The sequence below is a fragment of the Flavobacterium rhamnosiphilum genome, from assembly GCF_004349195.1.
Taxonomy (GTDB): Bacteria; Bacteroidota; Bacteroidia; order Flavobacteriales; family Flavobacteriaceae; genus Flavobacterium; species Flavobacterium rhamnosiphilum.
The window spans coordinates 1-23,466 of record NZ_SMLG01000018.1 but is presented as its reverse complement, the minus strand read 5'-3'; the positions used below and the strand labels follow the sequence as shown (position 1 = coordinate 23,466).

Genomic DNA, 23,466 nt, shown 5'->3' with positions numbered 1-23,466 from the left:
GGCAGCAGTAAATTTAATCTTCCATATTACTTGCTTTTACACCTACAAAACTAACCTCTTTGTAATTGGCAAAAATGCATGATGAATCTAGGTATGTAAATTCACTATCGAAAATATTATCTACAATGAAATTTAAAGAGGTTTTCGGATAAGGAAAAATTCGTGGTGGTTCTAATAATTCAACTAATAAAAGATTAGTAAAACGACAATTATCTTTATTAAATGCATCTGTACTTTCTACATTATTTCCATATTCATTATAAAGAATTGTTGCTATTCTTTTTGATTTTTTAAAAATGAAGTCAAAGTGTTTAATAAAATTAAGAGTGAAAACTTTTACAAATTCCCAATCTATGATTTCATTCTCAAAATATTTTTTATTTATACGGAATTCCACTTCGATATTTTTGAGAATTATGCTTGTGCAGAATTCTTCTGAATTATCATTGTGGTTAGTAAAATCAAAAGTTAAATTTTCTTGTAAATATTTCATTCCAGTTTTCTGTTTTATTGTTGCCAACTTGTATATAGGTCTGACGATGTCCGACTTATCACCTCTAAATTGGGGTGCTTTGTCTGACAAACGTCATTTGTTATTCCTCCAAATATATAACTTAATACCGAAAATACTGATTAAATAAATTTGGTATTATATCTTTTTTTAAAAACAACTCCTTTTGCTTCGGATATTTTACAGAAAACCGTGAATGCTGTTTTTTAACACAAACGCCTTAGCCCTGATTACTTCACTTTACTTTTATTTTTATTGGAGTTCAGTGAACTTCGTTTGCAGCGGCATCCTTTTTCTTGCTTCTTTAGCAAGGAAAAGATACAAGCGAATAGCAGGAAACAGCTCCTGATTACCATACAATTCATTCCTCATTGTTCGCAATGACAATCTCAATTGGGAACCTTGCAAACTGAATACTTTTTTCGTATTTTTGCACTCCAATAAAAGGACTAAGAAAATGTTAGATAGACTTCAAATAGTAAAACAACGTTTCGATGAGATCTCGGATTTAATCATTCAGCCGGATGTTATCTCTGATCAGAAGCGTTATGTGCAATTGAATCAAGAGTACAAAAGTTTAAAAGCTTTGGCCGAAAAGCGCGATGAATACGTGCTGATCATGGCGAATATTGAAGAAGCAAACGAAATAATAGCGGATAACAGTGATGCAGATATGACCGAAATGGCCAAAATGCAACTGGAAGAAGCGAAGGAAAGATTACCGGAACTGGAAGATGAAATCAAATTTATGTTGATTCCTAAAGATCCCGAAGATGCGAAGAATGTGATGGTGGAGATTCGTGCCGGAACGGGTGGGGATGAAGCGAGTATTTTTGCAGGGGATTTATTCCGTATGTACACGAAATATTGTGAAAACCGCGGTTGGAGAACTTCGGTTGTGGATATGAATGAAGGAACTTCGGGCGGTTTCAAAGAGGTAATTTTTGAAGTTACGGGTGAGGATGTTTACGGAACCTTGAAGTTTGAAGCGGGTGTTCACCGTGTGCAACGTGTACCGCAAACGGAAACGCAAGGACGTGTTCACACCTCGGCAGCGACTGTTATGGTGCTTCCGGAAGCAGAGGAATTTGATGTGCAGATTGATATGAATGATGTCCGTGTGGATTTTTTCTGTTCTTCAGGACCAGGTGGACAATCGGTAAATACGACTAAATCAGCGGTTCGTTTGACGCACATTCCAACAGGATTAGTGGCGCAATGTCAGGATCAAAAATCACAACACAAGAATAAAGACAAAGCTTTTGGCGTTTTGCGTTCCCGTTTGTACGAACAGGAATTAGCCAAAAAACAAGCGGAAGATGCTACCAAACGTACGTCTCAGGTAAGTTCTGGTGACCGTTCTGCAAAAATCCGTACTTATAATTATGCACAAGGTCGTGTAACGGATCACCGTGTAGGATTGACTTTGTACGATTTAGGAAATATCATGAATGGTGACATTCAGAAAATTGTTGATGAGCTAGCGTTAGTCAACAACATGGAAAAATTGAAAGAAGCGAGCGAAGTATTTTAAGAAAATAGATGCAAGAAGAAAGAGAAAAGATACCATACTAAATTATTTAGCATGGTATTTTTTTTAACAGTTTTTTACTGTTTTCGACTTTGTAAAAAATAATAAACAGATTAAATCTTTGTGAACTTTGCGAAAAACTTTGCGAACTTTGCGGTTAAACACACAACAATGACTACACAACAACTTATTGATCAAATCAGAATCAAGAAATCATTCCTTACAGTAGGGTTAGATGTTGATTTGAATAAAATTCCAAAGCATCTTTTAGATTTAGAAGATCCTATTTTTGAATTTAATAAAGCGATAATTGATGCTACCCATGATTTAGCGGTGTCTTACAAACCCAATACTGCTTTTTATGAAGCTTACGGAATAAAAGGTTGGTTGTCATTGCAAAAAACAATTAATTACATCAATGAAAATTATCCGGATATCTTCACGATTGCGGATGCAAAACGTGGTGATATTGGTAATACGTCTTCGATGTATGCCAAAGCTTTTTTTGAGGATTTAAACTTTGACAGCGTTACTGTTGCTCCTTATATGGGTAAAGATTCGGTGGAACCCTTTTTAGCTTTCGAAAATAAACATACGATTATGTTGGCTTTGACTTCCAATGAAGGTGCGTTTGATTTCCAGACGTTAAATGTGGGAGGAAAAGAATTGTACAAACACGTATTAGAAACCTCTAAAACGTGGAAAAACAGCGAAAACCTGATGTATGTTGTAGGTGCTACCAAAGCCGAATATTTCACTGAAATTCGTAAAATTGTCCCTGATAGTTTTTTGCTTGTTCCCGGAGTGGGAGCGCAAGGCGGAAGTTTATCTGAAGTTTGCAAATACGGCATGAATGCGAATGTAGGATTGCTGATTAATTCTTCCAGAGCGATTATTTATGCTTCAAATGGAACTGATTTTGCCGAAAAAGCAAGAGAAGAAGCATTGAAGATGCAACAGGAAATGGCAGCAATTTTAAACGATATTAAACCGAATTAACGTTATATTATCTGTAGAGAAGCACTGCTGTGCTTCTTTTATATGGTAAAAAAACATATTAAATTGGTTAACCATGTAAGGAGTATAAGAACATATAACATAATGCCAATTTATTGACTTTGCAACTTAAATGAACTTACATTCCTTATATGGTTTGAATTTTATTTTTTAGGCTGTTACTATTAAAATAGAGCCTTGATGTTTAAGGTTTAAACAGAATTATGAAAACATTTATCGATCAACTCGGGACTTCCCATTCTTTTGAAACTTCACCAAAACGCATCATTTCACTAGTTCCTTCACAAACGGAATTACTGTATGATTTAGGTTTGGAAGCCAGCATTGTTGGGATTACCAAATTCTGTGTGCATCCGTATCATTTTAAATCAACGAAGAAAATCGTTGGCGGTACCAAAAAAGTGCATTATGAGAAAATCAGATTGTTGCAACCTGATATCATCATTTGTAATAAAGAGGAAAACACACCAGAAATTGTGGATGAGTTGCGTAAAATTTGTCCGGTTTGGGTGACGAATATCATCACGATTGAAGATAATTTTAAGATGATAACTGATTTTGGTCAGCTATTCAATTGCAGAACCGAAGCCCAGAAATGGAACGATAAATTGGCTTTTGCCTTGAGCGATTTTAAAAACTTTGTCAAAGATATACCCGTTAAAAAAGCAGCGTATTTCATTTGGAAAAACCCTTTTATGGTCGCTGGTTCGGATAATTTTATCAATGAATTACTGAAGCTGAATCATTTTCAGAATATTTATGATAACAATCCCGAGGCTTCGGGACGTTACCCGGAAATTGAACTCAAAAAAATGCGCTTGGAAGGCGATCCGGATTTGGTTTTTCTATCCTCTGAGCCGTATCCTTTCAAGGAGGAAGATGCTTTTGAAATAGGAAGACACACGCATCATGCCAAAACGGTGTTTGTTGATGGCGAAATGTTTTCTTGGTATGGAAGCAGGCTGCTAAAAGCGTTTGACTATTTTAAAAAAATGCATCAAAAATTATAATTCGCATTCTTCTAAAACTAATTCTTCTGTTGTCATGGTAGACTTAACAGTAGACTTTTCGATGTTTAAATTTTGTTCTGAGAACATTTGGTATTCTCTTTTAAGCTTTTCTATTTCACTTTTCTCTTTCAATAATCCTTTCATGGGTGTAAATTTTTTGCAAATTTACGGTATACAATCTTTAAAATAGCATTATTTTTTGTTAAGATTGGGATTTAAAATTAAAGTCCTATTTTTACAAAAAAAATTAAAGCGTGATTAACTATACCATTTACGAAAATAAAAGCAGCGATCAGTGGGTAACTTTTGTCCATGGTGCTGGTGGAAGTTCTTCAATTTGGTTCAAACAAATTCGTGATTTTAAAAAACAACATAATGTATTGTTGTTGGATTTGCGGGGTCACGGGGAATCAAAACCCACTTTAAAAACCGCTTTCAAACAGAAATATACTTTTTCGGCTTTGGCCAATGATATTCTGGAAGTCTTAGATTTTCTAAAAATTAAAAAATCACATTTTGTTGGCATTTCATTGGGTACCATACTCATCAGACAATTGGCTGAAATGTATCCGGAACGCGTGCAAAGCATGATTCTTGGTGGTGCAATCCTGAAAATGAATTTCCGTTCTCAAGTATTGATGCGATTGGGAAATATGTTTAAATATGTATTGCCTTATTTGGTTTTATATAAGTTTTTTGCTTTTGTTATCATGCCTAAAAAAAGTCACAAACAATCCCGTGTGCTTTTTATCAATGAGGCCAAGAAATTATACCAAAAAGAATTTATCAAATGGTTTAAACTTACTGCCGAAATAAACCCGGTTCTTAAGTGGTTCCGTCAGGTCGAATTGAATATTCCTACGCTTTATGTTATGGGTGAAGAGGATTATATGTTTTTGCCATCGGTTCGGAAAGTTGTCGAAAATCATTATAAATCTTCCAAACTCTTTGTGATAGAAAAATGTGGACATGTAGTAAATGTGGAGCAACCTAATGCTTTTAACGATGCGGTTCTTTCTTTTATAAATACGGCTAAATAAAAAAAAATGCCTGCATTATAAATACAGGCAATTCTTTAACTAACCAAAACCAAAATAATAAATAACCAGTTTATTACTCTGCAAAGATCACACATAAAGAGGCGTTTTGCTGTTAAGATTTTGTTATTACTTTGTTGTACATAAGTTAAGTTTTTTTAACTTTAATTCTGTAGCATTTATTTAAGGATTTTGATGCCGTCTGATACTATGAATAGGAAGGTTTAAAGAGCTACCATTAGAAATTCATAATGGTTTAGCTGTTGGGCGTTTAGGTAGATATGCTAGAAAGATAAAATAGTTTTAACTGTAATAATACCGATTATGTATTCAATATAGTCCAATGAAAATTGAACTATTTTCATATTGTACCAACAATTTTTCGGATTAATTTATATTCATAAATGATATAAGATGAAAATTCTCGAACTGGAATTATTGACGGATAGCATTACTGAAACGGAGACGTTTTATAACGATGTTATTGGATTGCAAACTATATCAAAAGACAATTCGAGTATTTCATTTGTTGCGGGTGCCACAAAACTAACTTTTCGGTCTTCTGAGAATTTAAAACCAGTGTATCATTTTGCTTTTGACGTACCAAATAATAAATTATTGGAAGCCTTTGCTTGGATAGAAAAGAAGACTGAAATTTTGGAGGTAATTCCACCGGAAAAAATCGCCGATTTCTATAATTGGAATGCCAAGTCTTTTTATTTTTATGACAATAATGGAAATATTTTAGAATTCATCGCGCGTTTCAATTTGGATAATGCTTCGGAGAAACCATTTGATGGTTCATCAATTTTATCCGTTAGCGAAATAGGTTTTGTTACCAAAAATGTTTCTCAACTAAGTGATGAAATGTTTAATAAATACGGTCTTTCTGTATTTCCAAAACAACCCAAACTCAATAAATTCATTGTTTTAGGCACCGATACAGGGCTTTTTATTCTTGTGGAAGAAAATCGAGATTGGTATCCAACGCATAAAAAATCAAAATCATTCTATACCAAAGTAGTATTTGATAGTGATGGGGAAACGAGGAAAATTGAAATTTTAGATTGAAAAAACGATAGTTAAAAATGCTCATTTCTGGTGAGCATTTTTTTATGATAAAATAATTGTGGGACATTTTATTTTATAAAATAAATCCTATATTTGAACAGTTGAAAAAATTAAATTAGAAGTCCAAAGGCGCATTGTTTTTTGATTTTTTAGTATTAAATAAATAATAACCAAACGATTAATTATTTGCTGTTTTATGGAGTTGCATGTGTTTATGAGTTGTGTGCTTATGTAAAAAAAGAAAGAGTATAAATGAAATCAAACAATAAAATTGTATTAATTACAGGAGCAAATTCCGGAATTGGAAACGCTTTAGCCGAAAAATTAATTGCTGAAAATTATTTTGTAATTGGAACTTCCAGAAATGGAAAAATTGAAAATATTAGTTCTGAAAACCTATTTGTAGTAGCATTAGATTTGACGGATCAAAATTCAATTGAAAATGCAAACTCAATAATTAGAAATAAATTCAAAGGAATTGACATTTTAGTAAATAATGCTGGAATTGCTCCAGATTTAGATAAAATAAAACCAGATTTTGAAAGTTTAAAATTAACTTTTGAAACGAATGTTTTTGGACTTGTAAACTTTACGGAAACCATATTAGATTTTGTTAACGAAAACGGAAAAATTTTAAATATTTCTTCAATTATGGCAACATTGAATCAAGTTTCTAAAATTGACTCAACTGCCTATAGAATGTCGAAATCGGCATTAAATATGTACACTAAAACTTTAGCGGCTAGATTAAAAGATAAAAATATAAACGTAAATTCAATTCATCCAGGTTGGGTACAAACAAAATTATCAACGGAGGGTGCGCCATTAACAACTGAATTTTCAGCAAATGGAATATTTAAGTTAATAGAAACCGAAATGGAAACCGGAACTTTTTGGAATGCAGAATTACAAGAAAAAATGGTGTGGTAGCAAACACAGCACACAACAATCCTATTATAAAATGGCGACAAAAATGCTGAATTTAAAGTTGGTTTTAGACTTGGAAAATAAGTGATGAATTTGAAGACTAGTCTTTGTATCCGTCACTTTATAAATATGCTGGGATGTCAAACAGTCTAGAAACATCTTGCGGAGAATTACACCTTCGGCTCCTAATCTTTAAAAAGTCTCAAATAGTCTATTCTTTGGGGGATTTTTTGATTATTAGACGAATTGAAGTCAATTAGATGTTTTACTAACCTTACAAAAAAACTATTCAAAATGAATTTTACGAAAGAACTCTTATTTTTTTTTAGTGCATTAGGCGCATTCAATGGGCTAGTTTTAAGTTGCTATTTTTTCTTTTTCACCAAGAAAAAACACCTTTCTAATTATTTTCTAGGTATATTATTACTTGCATTAAGCATAAGAATCGGGAAGTCGGTTTTTATATTTTTCAAACCCGATTTACCAAGGATTTATTTGCAAATAGGGCTTTCCGCCTGTTTTCTTATTGGTCCGGCATTATTTTATTTTGTAAAATCATCTATCGAACAAACGATTGTTATTCCCAACAAATGGAAATGGCACTTTGCTGTTTTAATAGCCATAATTTTACTCGTAGGAACAGCATTTCCGTATGCAACTTATCCGAAATATTGGAATCTATATTTCATAAAAATAATTTACCTGCAATGGTTTGTCTCCATCCTGGCAACGGGATTTCTACTCCGAACAATTCTTTTTAAGCTATTTTCGAAAAGTAAAACGACAACAGAAAACACTACCAACGTGTTCGAAAAATGGTTGCTTAGTATCTATGGTGGTAATATCATCATTTTCACCTCTTATGTTTTAAGTTTAATGCCAATCAATTATCCAATTTACATTAGTGGTTCAATTGCCTATACGTTTATCCTGTACATCTTTATATTAAAGCTTTTATACCGAAAAAAAACGGATGATTTGTTTTCGCCTAGCCCAAATAAATATGGTAATAAAAAAGTAGATCATGAATCAGCCGCCCTTTTGATTGAAAAACTACATCAATTAATGGCTGAAAAAAAAATATACCAAAACGCCAATCTTACCTTAAGCGAATTGTCAAAAGAAATCAATATTTCTGTGCATCAATTGTCCCAGCTTTTGAATGATAATATGGGTAAAAACTTTACCGCTTTTATCAATGAATACCGCATCAATGAAGCCTGTACTATTATGCTTTCAGAGAATAAACTAACATTGGAAGGCATCGGCTATGAAGTGGGTTTTAATTCCAAATCTACTTTCTTTGCTACTTTTAAGAAATTAAAAGGTACAACTCCAGCCATTTTTCTTCAAAATGCGACTAAGTAGTTCAAATATATAAATCCGTACTACTAATTGCTGATTCCTACCCCTTGAATTGATTTATGTTTTGCAATTTTACAGTTTTAATAATTAAACTAAAATTTTGAAAAGCATGAAAAAAATAACAATAGGTCTAATGGTTTTAAGCTGTAGCCTCTTTGCGAATGCGCAAAATCAAGAAAAAATACTTCTTGAAAAAACAATCCAAACCTATTTTGACGGGTGGATGACTGGCGACACTTTGAAACTGGGGAAAGCAATGCATTCCTCTTGCAACTTGAAAAACATTAAAGACAATAAAGTACTAATAATCGATAGAAAAAACTACTTAAGCAGATTTAAACTTCGCTCAAAATTAGCAAATTCGGAAGGTAGAATTATTGAAATTAATTTTACAGGAAACATTGCTTCTGCAAAATGCGAAATAGAAACTCCCGAACGAATATTTACAGATTATTTCAATATGATGAAATTAAATGAAGAATGGTATATCGTAGATAAAATTTCCACCAATATTCTGAAAACTAAACAAAACCAATAATCATATTCAATGAAATATCTGTTCTTTTCGATTACCTTACTTTTTTCACTTTTGGCAATAAACATACAGGCACAAACGGAACACAATAAAAAGATTGACACCTACATTGCACAAATTCAGAAACAATACAATATTCCAGGTTTAGCATTAGCTATAATTAAGAATGGGCAAGTTATTCATAGACAATATTATGGCCTTGCAAATATAGAAATGGCAGTACCCGTAACTGACAAAACTTTATTCCCATTATTTTCCACAACAAAAGTAATGTCAGTAGTAGCGGTTCATCAATTAATTGAGCAAAATAAACTATCCCTAGATAATCGTATCTCCGATTTTTTAGATGATTTGCCTAATAATTGGAGAAAAGTACAAATAAAAAACCTCCTCACTCATTCATCGGGTTTACCTGACATAGTTAATTATACAAACGATAAAGAGGAAGATGCCAAACAAAAAGTATATAAGGATACAGTGAAATTTACTGCAGGAAAACAATTCGACTATAATCAAACCAACTATTGGCTTTTAAACCGAATATTTCAAAAAGTAATTGGAAAAACTTTGAGTGAATATATAATCGCAACACAATTTCCAACTTCTTTAAAATCAGTTGTTTTTGAAGGTAATAATCTGAAAGTAGTTGACAATTTAAGCTATGGTTATGTAAATACAGTAAACAGTGATCAGTTTTTTAAAAGAAATTGGAATTTTCCTGAATATGAATATGGAGCTGCTGCTCTAAATATGACATTGAATTCATTTGTTGAGTGGAATAAGAAATTTGACAATAACGAACTTATCTCAGAGAAAACGAAGACACAATTATTTTCTCCCTTCGATTATGAAGTAAAAAGAGATTTTACTCATGGCTTAGATTTAATAAAGTCAAATGGAGAATTATCTTATGGCTTTTCAGGTGGTGTATCAACGGCATATAGAAAATTTCTTGATAAAGGAACAACTATCATATTGTTAGCAAATGGAATGTTTATACCAACTGAAAAATTTGAAGGAATTAATGAAGTAGTCAATACTATTGAAAAATTGAGCAGAAAAAATTAATAGTAGCATCAACTCCTGCAATTTTTCTTCAAAATGCGGCTAAATAGTTCAGATCTATAAATCCGAACTACAAATTGATGATTCCTCCCCTTGAATTGATTGATGTTTTGCAATTTCGCAGCATTAATAATTAATTCAACAAAATCTCAAAAAGTTTATGAAAAAGGTCATCTATTTTATTGTACTATTATTTTCTACAAGTTGTTTATTGGCACAAAAAGAAGAGCTATTCGTTAAAAAATGTATTGAAAATTACATTGAAGGAAGTTCTTACAACAAACCGGATAGCATCGAAAAGGCATTTTATTCCGAAGCCAATCTATTTTTAAGTCATAAAGACAAAGACCTATGGATTGTGCCTGTTAGCGAATATACCAAATGGTTTAAAACAGGCAATCAGGGGCAGTTTAATGGTCGCATAGGCAGAATTATTTCAATTGATTTGTATAACAATATAGCTTTGGCTAAGGCAGAAATAGTAATACCAGACAAAAAAATAGAATTCATTGATATGTTTTTGCTTAAAAAGATTCAAGGCGAGTGGAAAATAATCAGTAAATCCGCAAGTAGCTTAGAGTCTAACAAATCAGGACGACATATCCTATTCATTGTTTCTAATGCCCATTATTATGGCAAATCAATCATAGCAACTGGTAATAGTTTTTCTGAAATAGTAAACGCTTACCACACTTTTAAAACAGAAGGATACACCGTCGATTTTGTAAGTCCAGAAGGAGGAAGTATTCCATTAGCGTATATCAACACCTCCGACACTTTGCAAAAGCAATATTTATATGACCAAGATTTTATGTATGCCCTAAAAAACACTAAAAAACCAGCTGAAATTGATTCAAAAAATTACAAAGCTGTTCATTACATTGGTGGTGGGTCTGCCATGTATGACGTACCTGAAAATGCAGCAATTCAAACTATTGCTTTAAAAGTATATGAAGAAAATAAGGGTATTATCTCTTCTGTTTGTCATGGAACCGCAGGAATTGTAAACTTAAAAACAAATGACGGCAATTATTTAGTGGCAGGAAAAAAAATTAGTGGTTACCCCGATTCATTCGAAAAACAAGATGGAGAATATTTTAAGTACTTTCCATTCTTAATTCAAAAGACAATTGAAGAAAGAGGAGGTGTTTTTAAGTTTTCTGCTCGTAGCGCCTCACATGTAGAAACAGATGGGAGAATCGTCACTGGACAAAATTTTGAATCGTCAAGAGGTGTAGCTTTAAAGATTATAGAATTAATAAATGGTGCAAAAAATGAGTAATGGTCTATAGCTATGCGAAACAAAAAGTATATAATAATCTGAAAGTAGTTGAAAATTTAAGCTATGGTTATGTAAATTATTTACTTTGGGAGTCGAAAAGAGTTTCTTCAATCAATCCTTAAAAGTGAAGCTCATGGCCAACGATATATTTCATAAAGACAAACCGGTCGGGAATTATGAAGTTGGTCAAACATTTGTTGAATATGGCAGAACACTTAACACAAACTATTATAGGCTTATACTAACTTACAATTTTGGGAAATTGAAAAAAGTGAACTACGGAAACACTTCATCAGGTGAATCTGAGAACGGTAGAGCGCAATAAATAGATACTCCATCAACAAATTTGATGTGCAAAAAATTGAAACAAAACCTAAAACTACCTATAATACAAACCTAAAAGAATTTGCTTCTCAGTTGATGTAACTTTTCAAAGAAATAAGGTGTTGTAACCGCTGTGAATAGTAAAAATTTCGGCGTTACAAATGGGAATTTTAACAGGCTAAAATAACTGGTGGCAACAGCTGTATCTTTTGTAATGCTTAAAGATATAATCACAAAACAAACAAACCTCATTTAAGTAATTTTAAATGAGGTTTGTTTTTAAGTTGAAGTTAGGATGAAAATTATTTCACGAAAATACAACGGTTTTATTACTAAATACCATTGTCTTACGTTCGGAATGCAGTTTTATGGCTCTTGCCAAAACAATACGTTCCAGATCTCGTCCTTTCATGATAAAATCCTCAATGGAATTAATGTGCGAAACACGGGTAATATCCTGCTCAATAATTGGACCTTCATCCAGCTCTTGGGTAACATAATGACTGGTGGCACCAATGATTTTTACGCCTCTTTTGAAAGCCGAATGATAGGGTTTTGCTCCCGGGAAAGCAGGTAAAAAGGAATGATGGATGTTGATGATTTTATTTTCATACAACGCAATCAAATTTGGAGTGATGATTTGCATGTAACGCGCCAGTACGATAAAGTCAATTCCATATTCTTTCAGCAATTCAATTTGCTGTTGTTCTCCCTCTGCTTTGTTTTCTTTGGTAAAAGGAATATAATGAAACGGAATATTAAAACGTTCCGCAATAGATCTTAAATCTTCGTGATTGCTCACAATCAGCGGAATTTCCACATTCAATTCCCCTGCGCTGTAACGGCCCAAAATATCAAATAAACAATGGTCGTATTTCGATACGAATAGCGCCATTCTTGGTTTTTGATCTTTAGTATAAATCTCCCATGACATATTGAAATCTTGGACAATCGTTTGATGAAAATCATTTTGTATCGATGCTAAACCTATTTCTTTATTGGTCAATTCACATTCTAACCGCATAAAAAACTCATTCTGTTCTACATCAACATGTTGGTCAATATAAATAATATTGCCTTCTATTTTTAATATAAAATTGGTCACTGCGGCAATGATTCCTTTTTGGTCTTCACAATGAATGAGTATGGTTATTTTTTGCATTTTTTTGGTTGGCTATTTTTTTGTTTATTTATTTTTAAACATATAAGTCATTTAAGTTTTTAGTTTGAATAAAATCAAGTAAAACCAATAGTTCATTTAAGTAAACTCACATAGCCTTACAAAGAACGCTTTTAACTTATTTTTTTTTAATCACTAATTTGACAAACTTTTTTTAAAACTTATATGTTTAAAATTGCATGCTGTTTATTTATAATATATCGGTTAAACAGTTAATTCAGAACTTGCTTTTTATCCTGCATCGCAAAAACCTTTTGCAATAAAACAGAAGTTCTGGCACTCAAATTCGTTCTGATATTTTTTTCTTCAACGGCAACCATCTTGAAAACGCCATTCAACGCTTGATTGGTAACATAATCAGTCAAATCTGGATTCACTTTATTTACAAGAGGAATGCTGTTGTATTTCGTAATAATATTGGTCCACACTTTATCGGCGCCTACTTTTGTAAACGAATTTTTAATCACAGGGTTAAATTTTCCGTACAATGCAATCGAAGTGCTGTTTTGTAAATAAGTAGTTGCTGAACTTTCATTTCCCATCAAAATCGTTTTGGCATCAGTAAAAGTCATGTTTCTAACGGCGTCAACAAATATCGGAGTTGCTTCCTTCACCGCATCTTCGGCAGCACGATTCAATACTTTCAACCCTTCGTCAGCCAAAGAACTCAATCCAATTCTTCTCAAACCGGCATCAACTTTTCGCAATTCTTCCGGCAATAAAATTTTTACGGCTTCATTTCTATAAAAACCATCTACTGCAGTCAATTTTGTTACCTGTTTCGAAATCCCATTATTCAGCGCTTCCTTCAATCCGCCGGCAATATCAACACCGCCAATTCCTTGCGTTTGTGGAAATTGATTCATAACTTGTTGCATTTCGGCACAACTTGAAAGCGAGACCGCCATCATTACCATTAAAATTTTTTTCATCGTAAATTGTTTTTATTCGTTCAAAAATACTACTTATTCAAAAACAAAGCCAACTATTCTTTAGGAGCATAAATTTTAGTTTTATTAATCAGCATTTGTCCCGCTGTCCGCTGTATCCTCGCTGAAAAAGCGAGGGATGCCACTTCCATCGGGGCTAAATAACAAAATTCTTTCTTATTTATTAACAACCGACAGCAACATCAAATAATTTTTAAAATAAAATCGTAAATTGCAGGCTTAAATTATCATATTCATAAAATGGAACAACAAAAACCATATATCCCTAACAATAAAGTAAGAATTGTCACCGCAGCAGCTCTTTTTGACGGTCACGATGCAGCTATAAATATCATGCGTAGAATTATTCAATCTACTGGTGTTGAGGTAATCCATTTGGGTCACGACCGTAGCGTTGAAGAAGTAGTCAATACAGCGATACAAGAAGATGCCAATGCAATTGCAATAACTTCTTATCAAGGTGGGCATAACGAATATTTCAAATACATGTATGACTTGCTTCAGGAAAAAGGAGCAGGACAAATCAAAATATTTGGTGGTGGTGGAGGTGTGATTCTACCTTCTGAAATCGCAGAATTACAAGCCTACGGAATCACCAGAATTTATGCTCCGGATGATGGACGTGCCATGGGATTACAAGGAATGATAAATGATTTAGTACAACAATCTGATTATGCTATTGGAGATAAATTGGATGGAGAAATCGATCATTTGGAAGAAAAAAATCCAAAAGCAATTGCCAGAATCATTTCCTCAGCAGAGAATTTCCCTGATGTAGCGGCTAAAACATTGGAAGCAATCCAAAGAAAGAATGAAAACAGTACGATTCCGGTTCTTGGAATTACAGGAACGGGAGGAGCAGGAAAATCATCTTTGGTTGATGAATTAGTGCGTCGTTTTCTAATCGATTTCCCAGAAAAAACAATTGGATTAATATCTGTCGACCCATCAAAAAGAAAAACAGGTGGTGCATTGTTAGGAGATAGAATCCGAATGAATGCCATCAATAATCCGCGTGTTTACATGCGTTCCTTGGCTACACGTCAATCGAATCTGGCTTTGTCAAAATATGTTGCCGATGCGATTCAAGTGATTAAAGCAGCAAAATATGATATTATTATCTTGGAGACTTCGGGAATCGGTCAATCCGATACGGAGATTATGGACCATTCTGATGTATCCTTATATGTTATGACGCCAGAATTTGGTGCTGCAACCCAATTGGAAAAAATCGATATGCTTGATTTTGCTGACTTGGTAGCGATTAACAAATTCGACAAACGCGGTTCTCTTGATGCGTTACGAGACGTGAAAAAACAATACCAACGCAACCATAATCTTTGGGATGCTAATTTAGATACACTTCCGGTTTTCGGGACGATTGCTTCGCAGTTCAACGATCCGGGAATGAATACGCTTTACAAAGCAATTATGGATAAAGTCCATGAAAAAACGAATTCTGATTTGAAATCAACGTTTCAAATCACTCGTGAAATGAGCGAAAAAATCTTCGTTATTCCACCGCACAGAACGCGTTACTTGTCTGAAATTGCCGAAAGCAACAGGAAATATGATGTTACGGCGGTAAGCCAAGAACAAGTAGCCCAGAAACTATACGGAATTTTCAAAACGATTGAATCGGTTTCCGGAAAATTTCCAGTTATAAATAAAGCAGGAATAGATGATTCATCTGTCCTTCCGAGCGCACTTGAATTCGAAAAACCAGCTGCCGCTGAGAACAAAATCTTTTTGAACCTTTTACTGAATCAGTTTGATAAAGTAAAAATGGATTTGGATCCTTACAATTGGGAAATCATTTTGACTTGGAACGAAAAAGTAAACAAATACAAGAATCCAGTTTACACGTTTAAAGTTCGTGACAGGGAAATAAAAATGGCTACGCATACAGAGTCACTTTCACATTCTCAAATCCCGAAAATTGCGTTGCCAAAGTACAAAGCTTGGGGTGATATTTTACGTTGGTGTTTGCAGGAAAATGTTCCTGGAGAATTTCCTTTTACGGCAGGATTGTATCCTTTCAAACGCGAAGGAGAAGACCCTTCACGTATGTTTGCCGGAGAAGGCGGACCGGAAAGAACCAACAAGCGTTTTCATTATGTGAGTGCAGGATTACCTGCAAAACGATTGTCAACTGCTTTTGACAGTGTGACTTTATACGGAAATGACCCACATGTACGTCCGGATATTTATGGAAAAATCGGTAATGCCGGAGTTTCTATTTGTTGTTTGGACGATGCCAAGAAATTATATTCCGGTTTCGATTTGGTTCATGCCATGACTTCGGTGAGTATGACTATCAATGGACCGGCACCTATGTTGTTAGGATTTTTTATGAATGCGGCGATTGACCAACAATGTGAGTTTTACATCAAAGAAAATAGTCTTGAAAAAGAAGTTGAGGCAAAAATCAACAAAATCTACAAGCAAAAAGGAGTAGAACGACCACATTATCAAGGCGATTTGCCCGAAGGAAACAACGGTTTAGGGTTGATGCTTTTGGGAGTTACCGGAGATGAGGTTTTACCTTTGGAGGTGTATAACGAAATTAAAGCAAGAACGTTATCTCAAGTCCGTGGAACCGTTCAAGCTGATATTTTAAAAGAAGATCAAGCTCAAAATACCTGTATTTTCTCTACTGAATTTGCGTTGCGATTGATGGGTGACGTTCAGGAATATTTCATTACCAAGAATGTAAGAAACTTTTACTCGGTTTCTATCTCAGGGTATCATATTGCCGAAGCAGGAGCAAATCCAATCACGCAATTGGCTTTCACACTTTCTAATGGTTTCACGTATGTGGAATATTATTTGAGTCGAGGCATGAATATTAACGATTTTGGACCCAACTTATCGTTCTTTTTCTCGAATGGAGTAGATCCGGAATATGCAGTTATTGGTCGTGTGGCGCGTAAAATTTGGGCGAAAGCCATGAAAAACAAATACGGCGCTAACGAACGTGCTCAAATGTTGAAATACCACATTCAAACTTCTGGACGTTCTTTGCACGCACAGGAAATTGATTTCAATGATATCCGTACGACTTTGCAAGCGTTGTATGCGATTTATGACAATTGTAATTCATTGCATACCAATGCGTATGATGAAGCAATTACCACACCAACGGAAGAATCCGTACGTCGTGCGATGGCGATTCAGTTGATTATCAATAAAGAATTAGGTCTGGCTAAAAACGAAAATCCAATTCAAGGGGCTTTCATTATCGAAGAATTGACAGACTTAGTTGAAGCTGCAGTTTTACAGGAATTCGACCGAATTACAGAACGTGGCGGCGTTCTTGGTGCCATGGAAACGATGTACCAAAGAAGTAAAATTCAGGAAGAAAGTTTGTATTATGAGACTTTGAAACATACTGGTGAATTTCCAATTATTGGTGTGAATACGTTCTTGAGTTCCAAAGGCTCTCCAACGGTAATTCCAGCCGAAGTAATTCGTGCTACCGAAGAAGAAAAACAATACCAAATTGATATGTTGAACCATTTACACCAATCCAATCAGGATTTAGTGAAGGAGCATTTAAATACGCTTCAGGAAGCGGCCATTAAAAACGAAAACTTATTCGAACATTTAATGGAAGCGACGAAAGTTTGTTCTTTGGGACAAATTACTTCGGCTTTATTTGAAGTGGGTGGGCAATACAGAAGAAATATGTAAGCTACTTTATAGTAATAGATTTTATAAAAGGCCTTTCAGTGATGAGAGGTCTTTTTTATTTGTATGAATTACCGCATATTCATTTTATTTATTCGAAATCAGTATATTTACATTTCACCTTAAAAAATAATGTAGTATGAAAAAACTTCAAATTTTATTTTTCTTTTTTCTTCTGGGTCATACTGTATTCTCTTATGGTGCAAAAGCTGATACGTTGCGAATTCCGAGTACAGCTATGAATAAAACCTACAAAGCAGCGGTAGTATTGCCAAGTTCTTATGCCAAAAGCAAAGCTTCCTATCCTGTTCTTTATCTGTTGCATGGTGCTTATGGTCATTTTAATGATTGGTTGTCTAAAACTCCGGATAAGAATTTATTACACAATTTAGCAGACCAGTATAATATTATAATTGTAATGCCGGAAGGGGAAACATTTAGTTTTTATCTTGATAGTCCTGTTAATAAAGGAAGTCAGTTTGAGACTTATATTACAAAAGAAGTAATTCAGAAAGTAGATAGTACCTATCGAACAATAAATGACAGAAAAGGACGTGTAATTACGGGACTTTCTATGGGAGGCCACGGGGCGTTGTATCTTTCGACAAAACATCCCGAATTATTTTGTGCGGCTGGCAGTATGAGCGGAGCTGTTGATATGGGTAGCATGATTAATCCGGAATCTAAGGAAAGAGTTACTAAATTAATGGAACCTGTCTTTGGAATTGAAGGAGCGTCGCAGGAAGTGTATGCTTCGAATGCGGTTTTAAATATGGTAGATAAAATAAAAAGTAATAAACTGGAATTGATTATAGATTGTGGTGTGGATGATTTTTTGATTGAATCCAATAGGGAATTGCACAGAAGACTCGTTTATAATAAAGTTTCTCATGATTATACGGAACGTCCAGGTGCGCATACTTGGGAATATTGGGAAAATGCGTTGCCTTCTCATGTATTGTTTTTTAGCAAAATTTTAAGAAACAATTCTGTTGACGTAAAATAGAAATTAGAATCGAATTGTGATTTTTAATACAAAAGGCCTTTTAGTAATGAAGGGTCATTTTGGTTTGCTTGGGGTTGGGTAATGATTTGTGAAAGAAAACTTCGAGTAGTATTGGGAACCTTTACTTTTGTTGTTATTGATACCATTTAATCTTTGAAAATACTGGCTAAGAATACCATTTGTTCTATTGAGTTTAATTACCGTTGGCTTTAGTCAATGGAATTTAGATTTAAATGATTCATTGGCTTTTAGCCAAATACTCAAAATACTTAGTTAAGTTTGACTAAAGCCAACGGCAATTGATACAACAATATTCCAGTAAAAGCAAAATGGTATAATATCTTCACCGCAAACTTGTTATTGCTTCGCCAGTGCGTTATCACTCGTGTCCGATGAAGGAGAAACGCCATGCAAAGCAGGTTTAACACAAAGAACAATGACAAGCTGTACGGAATAACCATGTGGAGTAACTGTGTTGAGATTCCTCCTTCGTCGGAATTGACAAACTGAGCGGAATAGCAAACGGAATTGGACGACAAACTAGACGCATGATTTAAACTTTTGCCACTGCCATTTATCTCAAGCTCTCGCCTCAAACTTGTTATTTGCAACAATAGAGGGATTAGTTCCTAAAATCAAACATTAACATCTTTAAAATTGTTTAACCTGGCATAGCGAATCAGATTAGTAAATGTTTCATCATCCAGTTTTGGAATTTCCAGAATAGAATTCAACAAAGTAGTGTTGAATTGTTTGGCACTGGACACGAGATAGGGTTTGAGGTGCTTGCCAATGCTCTCGTAATACAATTTTTCGGTGGTGTTTTGGTACTCGAAATGCGGGGCGTTTTCAATTATGGTATAATTGGTGTATCCAACTTCCTTCATAATCAATTCCAATCCCTTCACGAGATTTAAGCTTTTATGGCTGACAATATTGAGTTGTTGAATATCATCTCTTCTGAAAACGGAAACAATCACTTTGGCCACATAATCGACCGGAATGATATTTAAACCAGTTTTTTCATTGATCATAAAGCGCACATTTTCCTGTTCGGTTTTTCTTTGGGCTGCAAAGTGGAAAAATTTGGCCAAGAGGTAGAAAACCATGTATTTGGAGATGAAATATTTATTCTCGTTTCCCAACATTTTTCCGCAAATAACGCTTGGACGCAATATTTGAAAGGGTAATCCCAAGTCTCTGCACTTTTGCGCCACAAAGCTCTCCGAATGGAATTTGGCATTTTCATAAGCGTTGCGATGCTTGAGGACAAAATCTAAATTATGAAAATCATTCTCTACAATTCCCGTGCGTTCTCCAGAAGAAAAAGCGGTCCCAATGTAAATGAATTTTTTTATTAAATGATGAAAATTATTCAAAATGACTTTGGTAATCTTGGTGTTTTCATCAAATATTTTTTCACGGTGTTGCTCATCGGTCGATAAATTGACATAGCCAGCCGAATGGATGAAATAGGCGCCATCAATCTTGCTGGAAAAATTTTCCTGTACTGCATCTAAGTCGGTATCGATAATTTCGATGTATTGATCCAGTTTTTCAAGCCCCTGGTCTTTTAGGATTTGAGGGGTATAACTGCTGGAGAGCAAATCATTTATTCGATCTAAGGCGGTTTTTTTTCCCTTGCTTCTAGAAATCAATATAAGTTTCCCGTCGATTGACTCTTTTATGAATAGTTCGAGAATTTCATACATGATTTGAGAACCCAAAACGCCTGTTGCACCTGTAAGTATTATTTTCATCGTAAGTGTTATTTTAATTAGAACCAGAATTCGATTAATAAACTAAGTGAAAAAAATGTATAAGAAAAAGAATGACTGTGTCTTAAAGTAGGTGATGTTCAGACAGTTGGTAATTATTCATTTTGAAAAAAAGTCTAGTAAAGTTACTAATTTTTTTGTCTTCTTTATGATTTTTTTTAAATTTTGACCCAAACCATCAAGAATTCATTCTTGGAGAACTACTAAAGCACCTTTCGAGAATGTCTAAAAGTAAAATGATAACAATTATCATTTTAAACATTTTTTGCATCTATTAGGTTCAGGAACATATGCTGGAAGATTTTTCCAATACAGTTTCTCCTAATTATAAGGAACGTTCAGGAGCACATACTTGGGAATATTGGAAAAATGCGTTGCCTTCTCATGTATTATTTTTTAGCAAAATTTTATGAAACAATACTTTTGTTGTAAAATAGAAATTAGAATCGAATTGTGATTTTTAACACAAAAGACCTTTCAGCAATGAAAGGTCTTTTTAGTGTCATTACTTAGATACCCATTACATTTTCAAGAATAAAAATCAATGTTTTAAAGCCCTCCTGAAGTTTTAAAATCTAAAAATAGGAATCATTTTTAATACTTTACCATTAGGAATAGTTTTGTAAAATGTTGATCAAAAATTCGACACTAATAATCCATGTGTTAAATGATTTTATTGTTTTTTAACATTGTTTTTTTATTAACAAAATTTAAATAATAAAACACTTAATTAATTGATTATCAATTAGTTAACGAGTAAATATGTATTAATATTTTATAGCTGTAAACCTTTTCTTAGCGAATAGTGTCTCTTGTCGGTAATAATAGAATGTTGTCTTGTTTAGGGTTGTTTTTTTTTCTTTTTTTGATGCAATACTTAACTTTGGTTCAGTAAAAAGTTATATGATTTAAGTTTTTTTTACAAAGTAACTTTCTGGTTAACAAAAGATTTTTTTGTATCGCATAATAAAAATCCTTTGGATGATGGAGTACTTCATAACTATTTTTTTTGAAGGTGTTTCGTTTTTCTGCAAGTTTTCTCCCTGAGTTAGAAAACTTTTGTTTGTATCTGTTTTTATTAATTTCAATGCTGATTGTTTTAGATTAGAGTTTTAAGATTACTTTTTAAAGTAACTATCTGGTTAATAAAAGAATTTAGTTATTGTTCCCCACAATAAAAATCCTTTGAATGATGGCGTACTTCATAAATGCGTTTGTGAAGGTTGGTTTGTATCTTATTAATTTTTAATGCCCCAGTTTGTAACTTCCTTTTTTTTTAATTTATGGTATTAAACTACACTATATGAAACAGGACTTTTCAATTTTTCGAAAACCCAACATCTACATGCGCTTTCTTATTAATAATATGGTCTTAAAACCAAATTATTATGAAAAAATTTATATTCTATACGATACAATGTGTGCAAGACTATTGCCGCACTTTTTCCTGCTGTCTCAACGCAGGTTTCTCAAGTCTTAATTTCACGACCCCTATTCATCGACTATCAAGGCTATCAAGGCTATGGCTTCGTTGTTGGCGCCAGTCGTTTGCTTTACCTCTTATATTGGGGGCAATCCTGATGACGGGGTATACGGCGAATGCGCAGTCTATCAAAGGAGTAATACCTGTACAGCACCCCATAGGAGGTGATGGAATTGACGGCAATGCTTGGGCTCATGAGCCCGTTGGTGGTATATATCAAAATGTAGGTGATTTGTTTGACAGACTTCGTTCTGTAGACCATCCCACACCCCCTATTGTAAATCATGGTATTCTTAACATGACTGATGGTAGTCTTCTTTATCCAGGATCAACTCTTGCTCCTGTTCCGGTTACCTATTTCCTGCAGGATCCATTCACAAATGACCCAACCACATTCACTAGCTCCAATAAAATAAATGATAATCCCAATACGTATACTTGGGGTGCAGGATCTTCGCCAAACAAAAATGAAATCCAAAACTGTGGTGCTCATTTCAGTTATGGTAAGGATGGTATGGCAGGTGGAGTAAGTGTGAATGGGACAAGCTTTAGTTTTCCTATAACCGGAGACTCAGATGATTTGTGGTGTCTTTTTGCCGGTGACCGTCAGGTAACCAATGGGAGCAGTTACATTGATTTCGAGTTTTTACAGAAATCATTAACAATTACTGGTGCACTTCCGGAACCTGGAGTGATTAATCCTTTTATAAATACAGCACCCATCACTGGAGGGAGCGGTACATTTATTACTGGCGCACCCGACTCAACGGGTGGTCGTACAGAGGGGGATTTGTTAATTACCATTGAGTTTACTCAGGGTGGCGGTGATGCTACCGTCGTGATCCGTAGATGGACTAATGAGGACGGACCGTGGCAATATAAAGTTATATCGAACGAGGCCGATGGTATTCAAGGCAATATTTTTTGTACCAACAACGACTCAACTACCGATGTGCCCTTTGATGTATATGGAAGTGGAGCCACCGGTTCTTATGCTCCGAATCAATGGGCAGAGGGAGCCATCAATCTTACTCAAGTCTTCAAATTGTTTAATAATCCTTGCTTTACAATTAGTACGTTGTTTATTAGAACACGGTCTTCTGGAAATTCAGAACAATCTGAATTAAAAGATTTCCCTGGAAGACCCATTCAACTGAATTTGAATTTCACTCCAATTGCCAATGCAGGAGCTGACTTTACTAAAACGTGTATAAGTAACCCTGATGGTAAAGAAATAGGAGAAGCTCCTGAAGCAGGATTTACTTATTCATGGACACCAGCTACAGGATTAAGCGCAACAAATATTGCAAATCCTATCGCTAATCCATTAGTAAACACTACCTATACTGTAACTAAGACTAAAATAGGTACTACCTGTAGTGATACTGATGAGGTGACTGTAACGGTTAATAAACCAACAGTAGTTGCGAATGCAGGATCTGATTTCACTAAAACCTGTTTGATTAACATATCATGGTGGTTCCATTGGTGAAGCGGCTGAAGCCGGATTTACTTATTCCTGGATTTCTTCTCCAGCTGGATTTACTTCAACTGCAGCAAATCCAACGGTTAATCCAAGTGTGACAACTACTTATACCGTAACTAAAACGCATACGGCTTCAGGTTGTAGCGATACCGATGAGGTGACTGTAACGGTTAATAAACCAACAGTAGTTGCGAATGCAGGATCTGATTTCACTAAAA

The 23,466-nt window shown here is 34.3% G+C and carries 19 protein-coding genes; 14 read left to right on the top strand and 5 right to left on the bottom strand.

The window, feature by feature from the left end; all coding sequences use genetic code 11:
• Window positions 1-13 precede the first annotated feature (13 nt).
• The gene (locus tag E0I26_RS16055) at window positions 14-583 is read right to left on the bottom strand and encodes a hypothetical protein (RefSeq protein WP_131917459.1); all 570 of its coding nucleotides are present in this window, start codon (window positions 581-583) and stop codon (window positions 14-16) included.
• 385 nt (window positions 584-968) lie between these two features.
• Here E0I26_RS16055 and prfA point away from each other — a divergent pair, with 385 nt between their 5' ends.
• The 3 genes from prfA (at window position 969) to E0I26_RS16040 (ending at window position 4,069) form a co-directional block, all read left to right on the top strand.
• Window positions 969-2,045 carry a peptide chain release factor 1 gene (prfA, locus tag E0I26_RS16050; RefSeq protein ID WP_099714674.1) on the top strand — a complete coding sequence of 359 codons (1,077 nt, stop codon included), beginning with the start codon at window positions 969-971 and terminating at the stop codon, window positions 2,043-2,045.
• 168 nt (window positions 2,046-2,213) lie between these two features.
• On the top strand, window positions 2,214-3,041 hold the full coding sequence (gene pyrF / locus E0I26_RS16045) for an orotidine-5'-phosphate decarboxylase (RefSeq protein WP_131917458.1): 828 nt from the start codon (window positions 2,214-2,216) through the stop codon (window positions 3,039-3,041).
• A 221-nt stretch (window positions 3,042-3,262) separates the two neighbouring features.
• Window positions 3,263-4,069 (top strand): ABC transporter substrate-binding protein, encoded by an 807-nt coding sequence (locus E0I26_RS16040; RefSeq protein WP_131917457.1) that lies wholly within the window; start codon window positions 3,263-3,265, stop codon window positions 4,067-4,069.
• Here the strand turns inward: E0I26_RS16040 and E0I26_RS16540 are convergent.
• On the bottom strand, window positions 4,064-4,213 hold the full coding sequence (locus E0I26_RS16540) for a hypothetical protein (protein ID WP_165929466.1): 150 nt from the start codon (window positions 4,211-4,213) through the stop codon (window positions 4,064-4,066). The genes E0I26_RS16040 and E0I26_RS16540 overlap by 6 nt on opposite strands.
• Before the next feature lie 110 nt (window positions 4,214-4,323).
• Between E0I26_RS16540 and E0I26_RS16035 the strand changes: the two genes are divergently transcribed.
• The 8 genes from E0I26_RS16035 to E0I26_RS16000 all read left to right on the top strand — a co-directional run bounded on the left by E0I26_RS16035 (window position 4,324) and on the right by E0I26_RS16000 (window position 11,676).
• Window positions 4,324-5,109 (top strand): alpha/beta fold hydrolase, encoded by a 786-nt coding sequence (locus E0I26_RS16035; protein WP_131917456.1) that lies wholly within the window; start codon window positions 4,324-4,326, stop codon window positions 5,107-5,109.
• A gap of 411 nt (window positions 5,110-5,520) precedes the next feature.
• Complete coding sequence (locus E0I26_RS16030) at window positions 5,521-6,177, top strand: VOC family protein (protein WP_131917455.1); 657 nt, start codon at window positions 5,521-5,523, stop codon at window positions 6,175-6,177.
• Between the two features lie 252 nt (window positions 6,178-6,429).
• Complete coding sequence (locus E0I26_RS16025) at window positions 6,430-7,107, top strand: SDR family NAD(P)-dependent oxidoreductase (protein ID WP_131917454.1); 678 nt, start codon at window positions 6,430-6,432, stop codon at window positions 7,105-7,107.
• A 291-nt stretch (window positions 7,108-7,398) separates the two neighbouring features.
• Window positions 7,399-8,472 (top strand): helix-turn-helix domain-containing protein, encoded by a 1,074-nt coding sequence (locus E0I26_RS16020; protein ID WP_131917453.1) that lies wholly within the window; start codon window positions 7,399-7,401, stop codon window positions 8,470-8,472.
• A gap of 106 nt (window positions 8,473-8,578) precedes the next feature.
• Entirely contained in the window at window positions 8,579-9,007 is a 429-nt protein-coding gene (locus E0I26_RS16015) for a nuclear transport factor 2 family protein (RefSeq protein WP_131917452.1), read from the top strand.
• Between the two features lie 9 nt (window positions 9,008-9,016).
• Complete coding sequence (locus tag E0I26_RS16010) at window positions 9,017-10,072, top strand: serine hydrolase domain-containing protein (protein ID WP_131917451.1); 1,056 nt, start codon at window positions 9,017-9,019, stop codon at window positions 10,070-10,072.
• Window positions 10,073-10,229: 157 nt separating this feature from the next.
• Window positions 10,230-11,351 carry a nuclear transport factor 2 family protein gene (locus E0I26_RS16005; RefSeq protein ID WP_131917450.1) on the top strand — a complete coding sequence of 374 codons (1,122 nt, stop codon included), beginning with the start codon at window positions 10,230-10,232 and terminating at the stop codon, window positions 11,349-11,351.
• A 133-nt stretch (window positions 11,352-11,484) separates the two neighbouring features.
• Complete coding sequence (locus E0I26_RS16000; protein WP_131917449.1) at window positions 11,485-11,676, top strand: hypothetical protein; 192 nt, start codon at window positions 11,485-11,487, stop codon at window positions 11,674-11,676.
• 306 nt (window positions 11,677-11,982) lie between these two features.
• On the opposite strand, the gene purU is transcribed toward E0I26_RS16000, so the two are convergent.
• The gene (gene purU, locus E0I26_RS15995; protein WP_131917448.1) at window positions 11,983-12,837 is read right to left on the bottom strand and encodes a formyltetrahydrofolate deformylase; all 855 of its coding nucleotides are present in this window, start codon (window positions 12,835-12,837) and stop codon (window positions 11,983-11,985) included.
• Window positions 12,838-13,067: 230 nt separating this feature from the next.
• Window positions 13,068-13,787, bottom strand: a complete 720-nt coding sequence (locus E0I26_RS15990; RefSeq protein WP_131917447.1) for a DUF4197 domain-containing protein — start codon at window positions 13,785-13,787, stop codon at window positions 13,068-13,070.
• Between the two features lie 258 nt (window positions 13,788-14,045).
• On the opposite strand from E0I26_RS15990, the gene E0I26_RS15985 reads away from it, so the two are divergent.
• Together E0I26_RS15985 and E0I26_RS15980 are read left to right on the top strand one after the other, a co-directional pair.
• Window positions 14,046-17,498 (top strand): methylmalonyl-CoA mutase family protein, encoded by a 3,453-nt coding sequence (locus tag E0I26_RS15985; protein WP_131917446.1) that lies wholly within the window; start codon window positions 14,046-14,048, stop codon window positions 17,496-17,498.
• Between the two features lie 136 nt (window positions 17,499-17,634).
• Complete coding sequence (locus E0I26_RS15980) at window positions 17,635-18,501, top strand: alpha/beta hydrolase (RefSeq protein ID WP_131917445.1); 867 nt, start codon at window positions 17,635-17,637, stop codon at window positions 18,499-18,501.
• 635 nt (window positions 18,502-19,136) lie between these two features.
• On the opposite strand, the gene E0I26_RS15975 is transcribed toward E0I26_RS15980, so the two are convergent.
• Window positions 19,137-20,261, bottom strand: coding sequence for an SDR family oxidoreductase (locus tag E0I26_RS15975; RefSeq protein WP_131917444.1), 1,125 nt, complete (start codon window positions 20,259-20,261; stop codon window positions 19,137-19,139).
• Window positions 20,262-21,667: 1,406 nt separating this feature from the next.
• Here E0I26_RS15975 and E0I26_RS15965 point away from each other — a divergent pair.
• The gene (locus E0I26_RS15965; RefSeq protein WP_131917443.1) at window positions 21,668-23,254 is read left to right on the top strand and encodes a hypothetical protein; all 1,587 of its coding nucleotides are present in this window, start codon (window positions 21,668-21,670) and stop codon (window positions 23,252-23,254) included.
• Window positions 23,255-23,466: the final 212 nt, after the last annotated feature.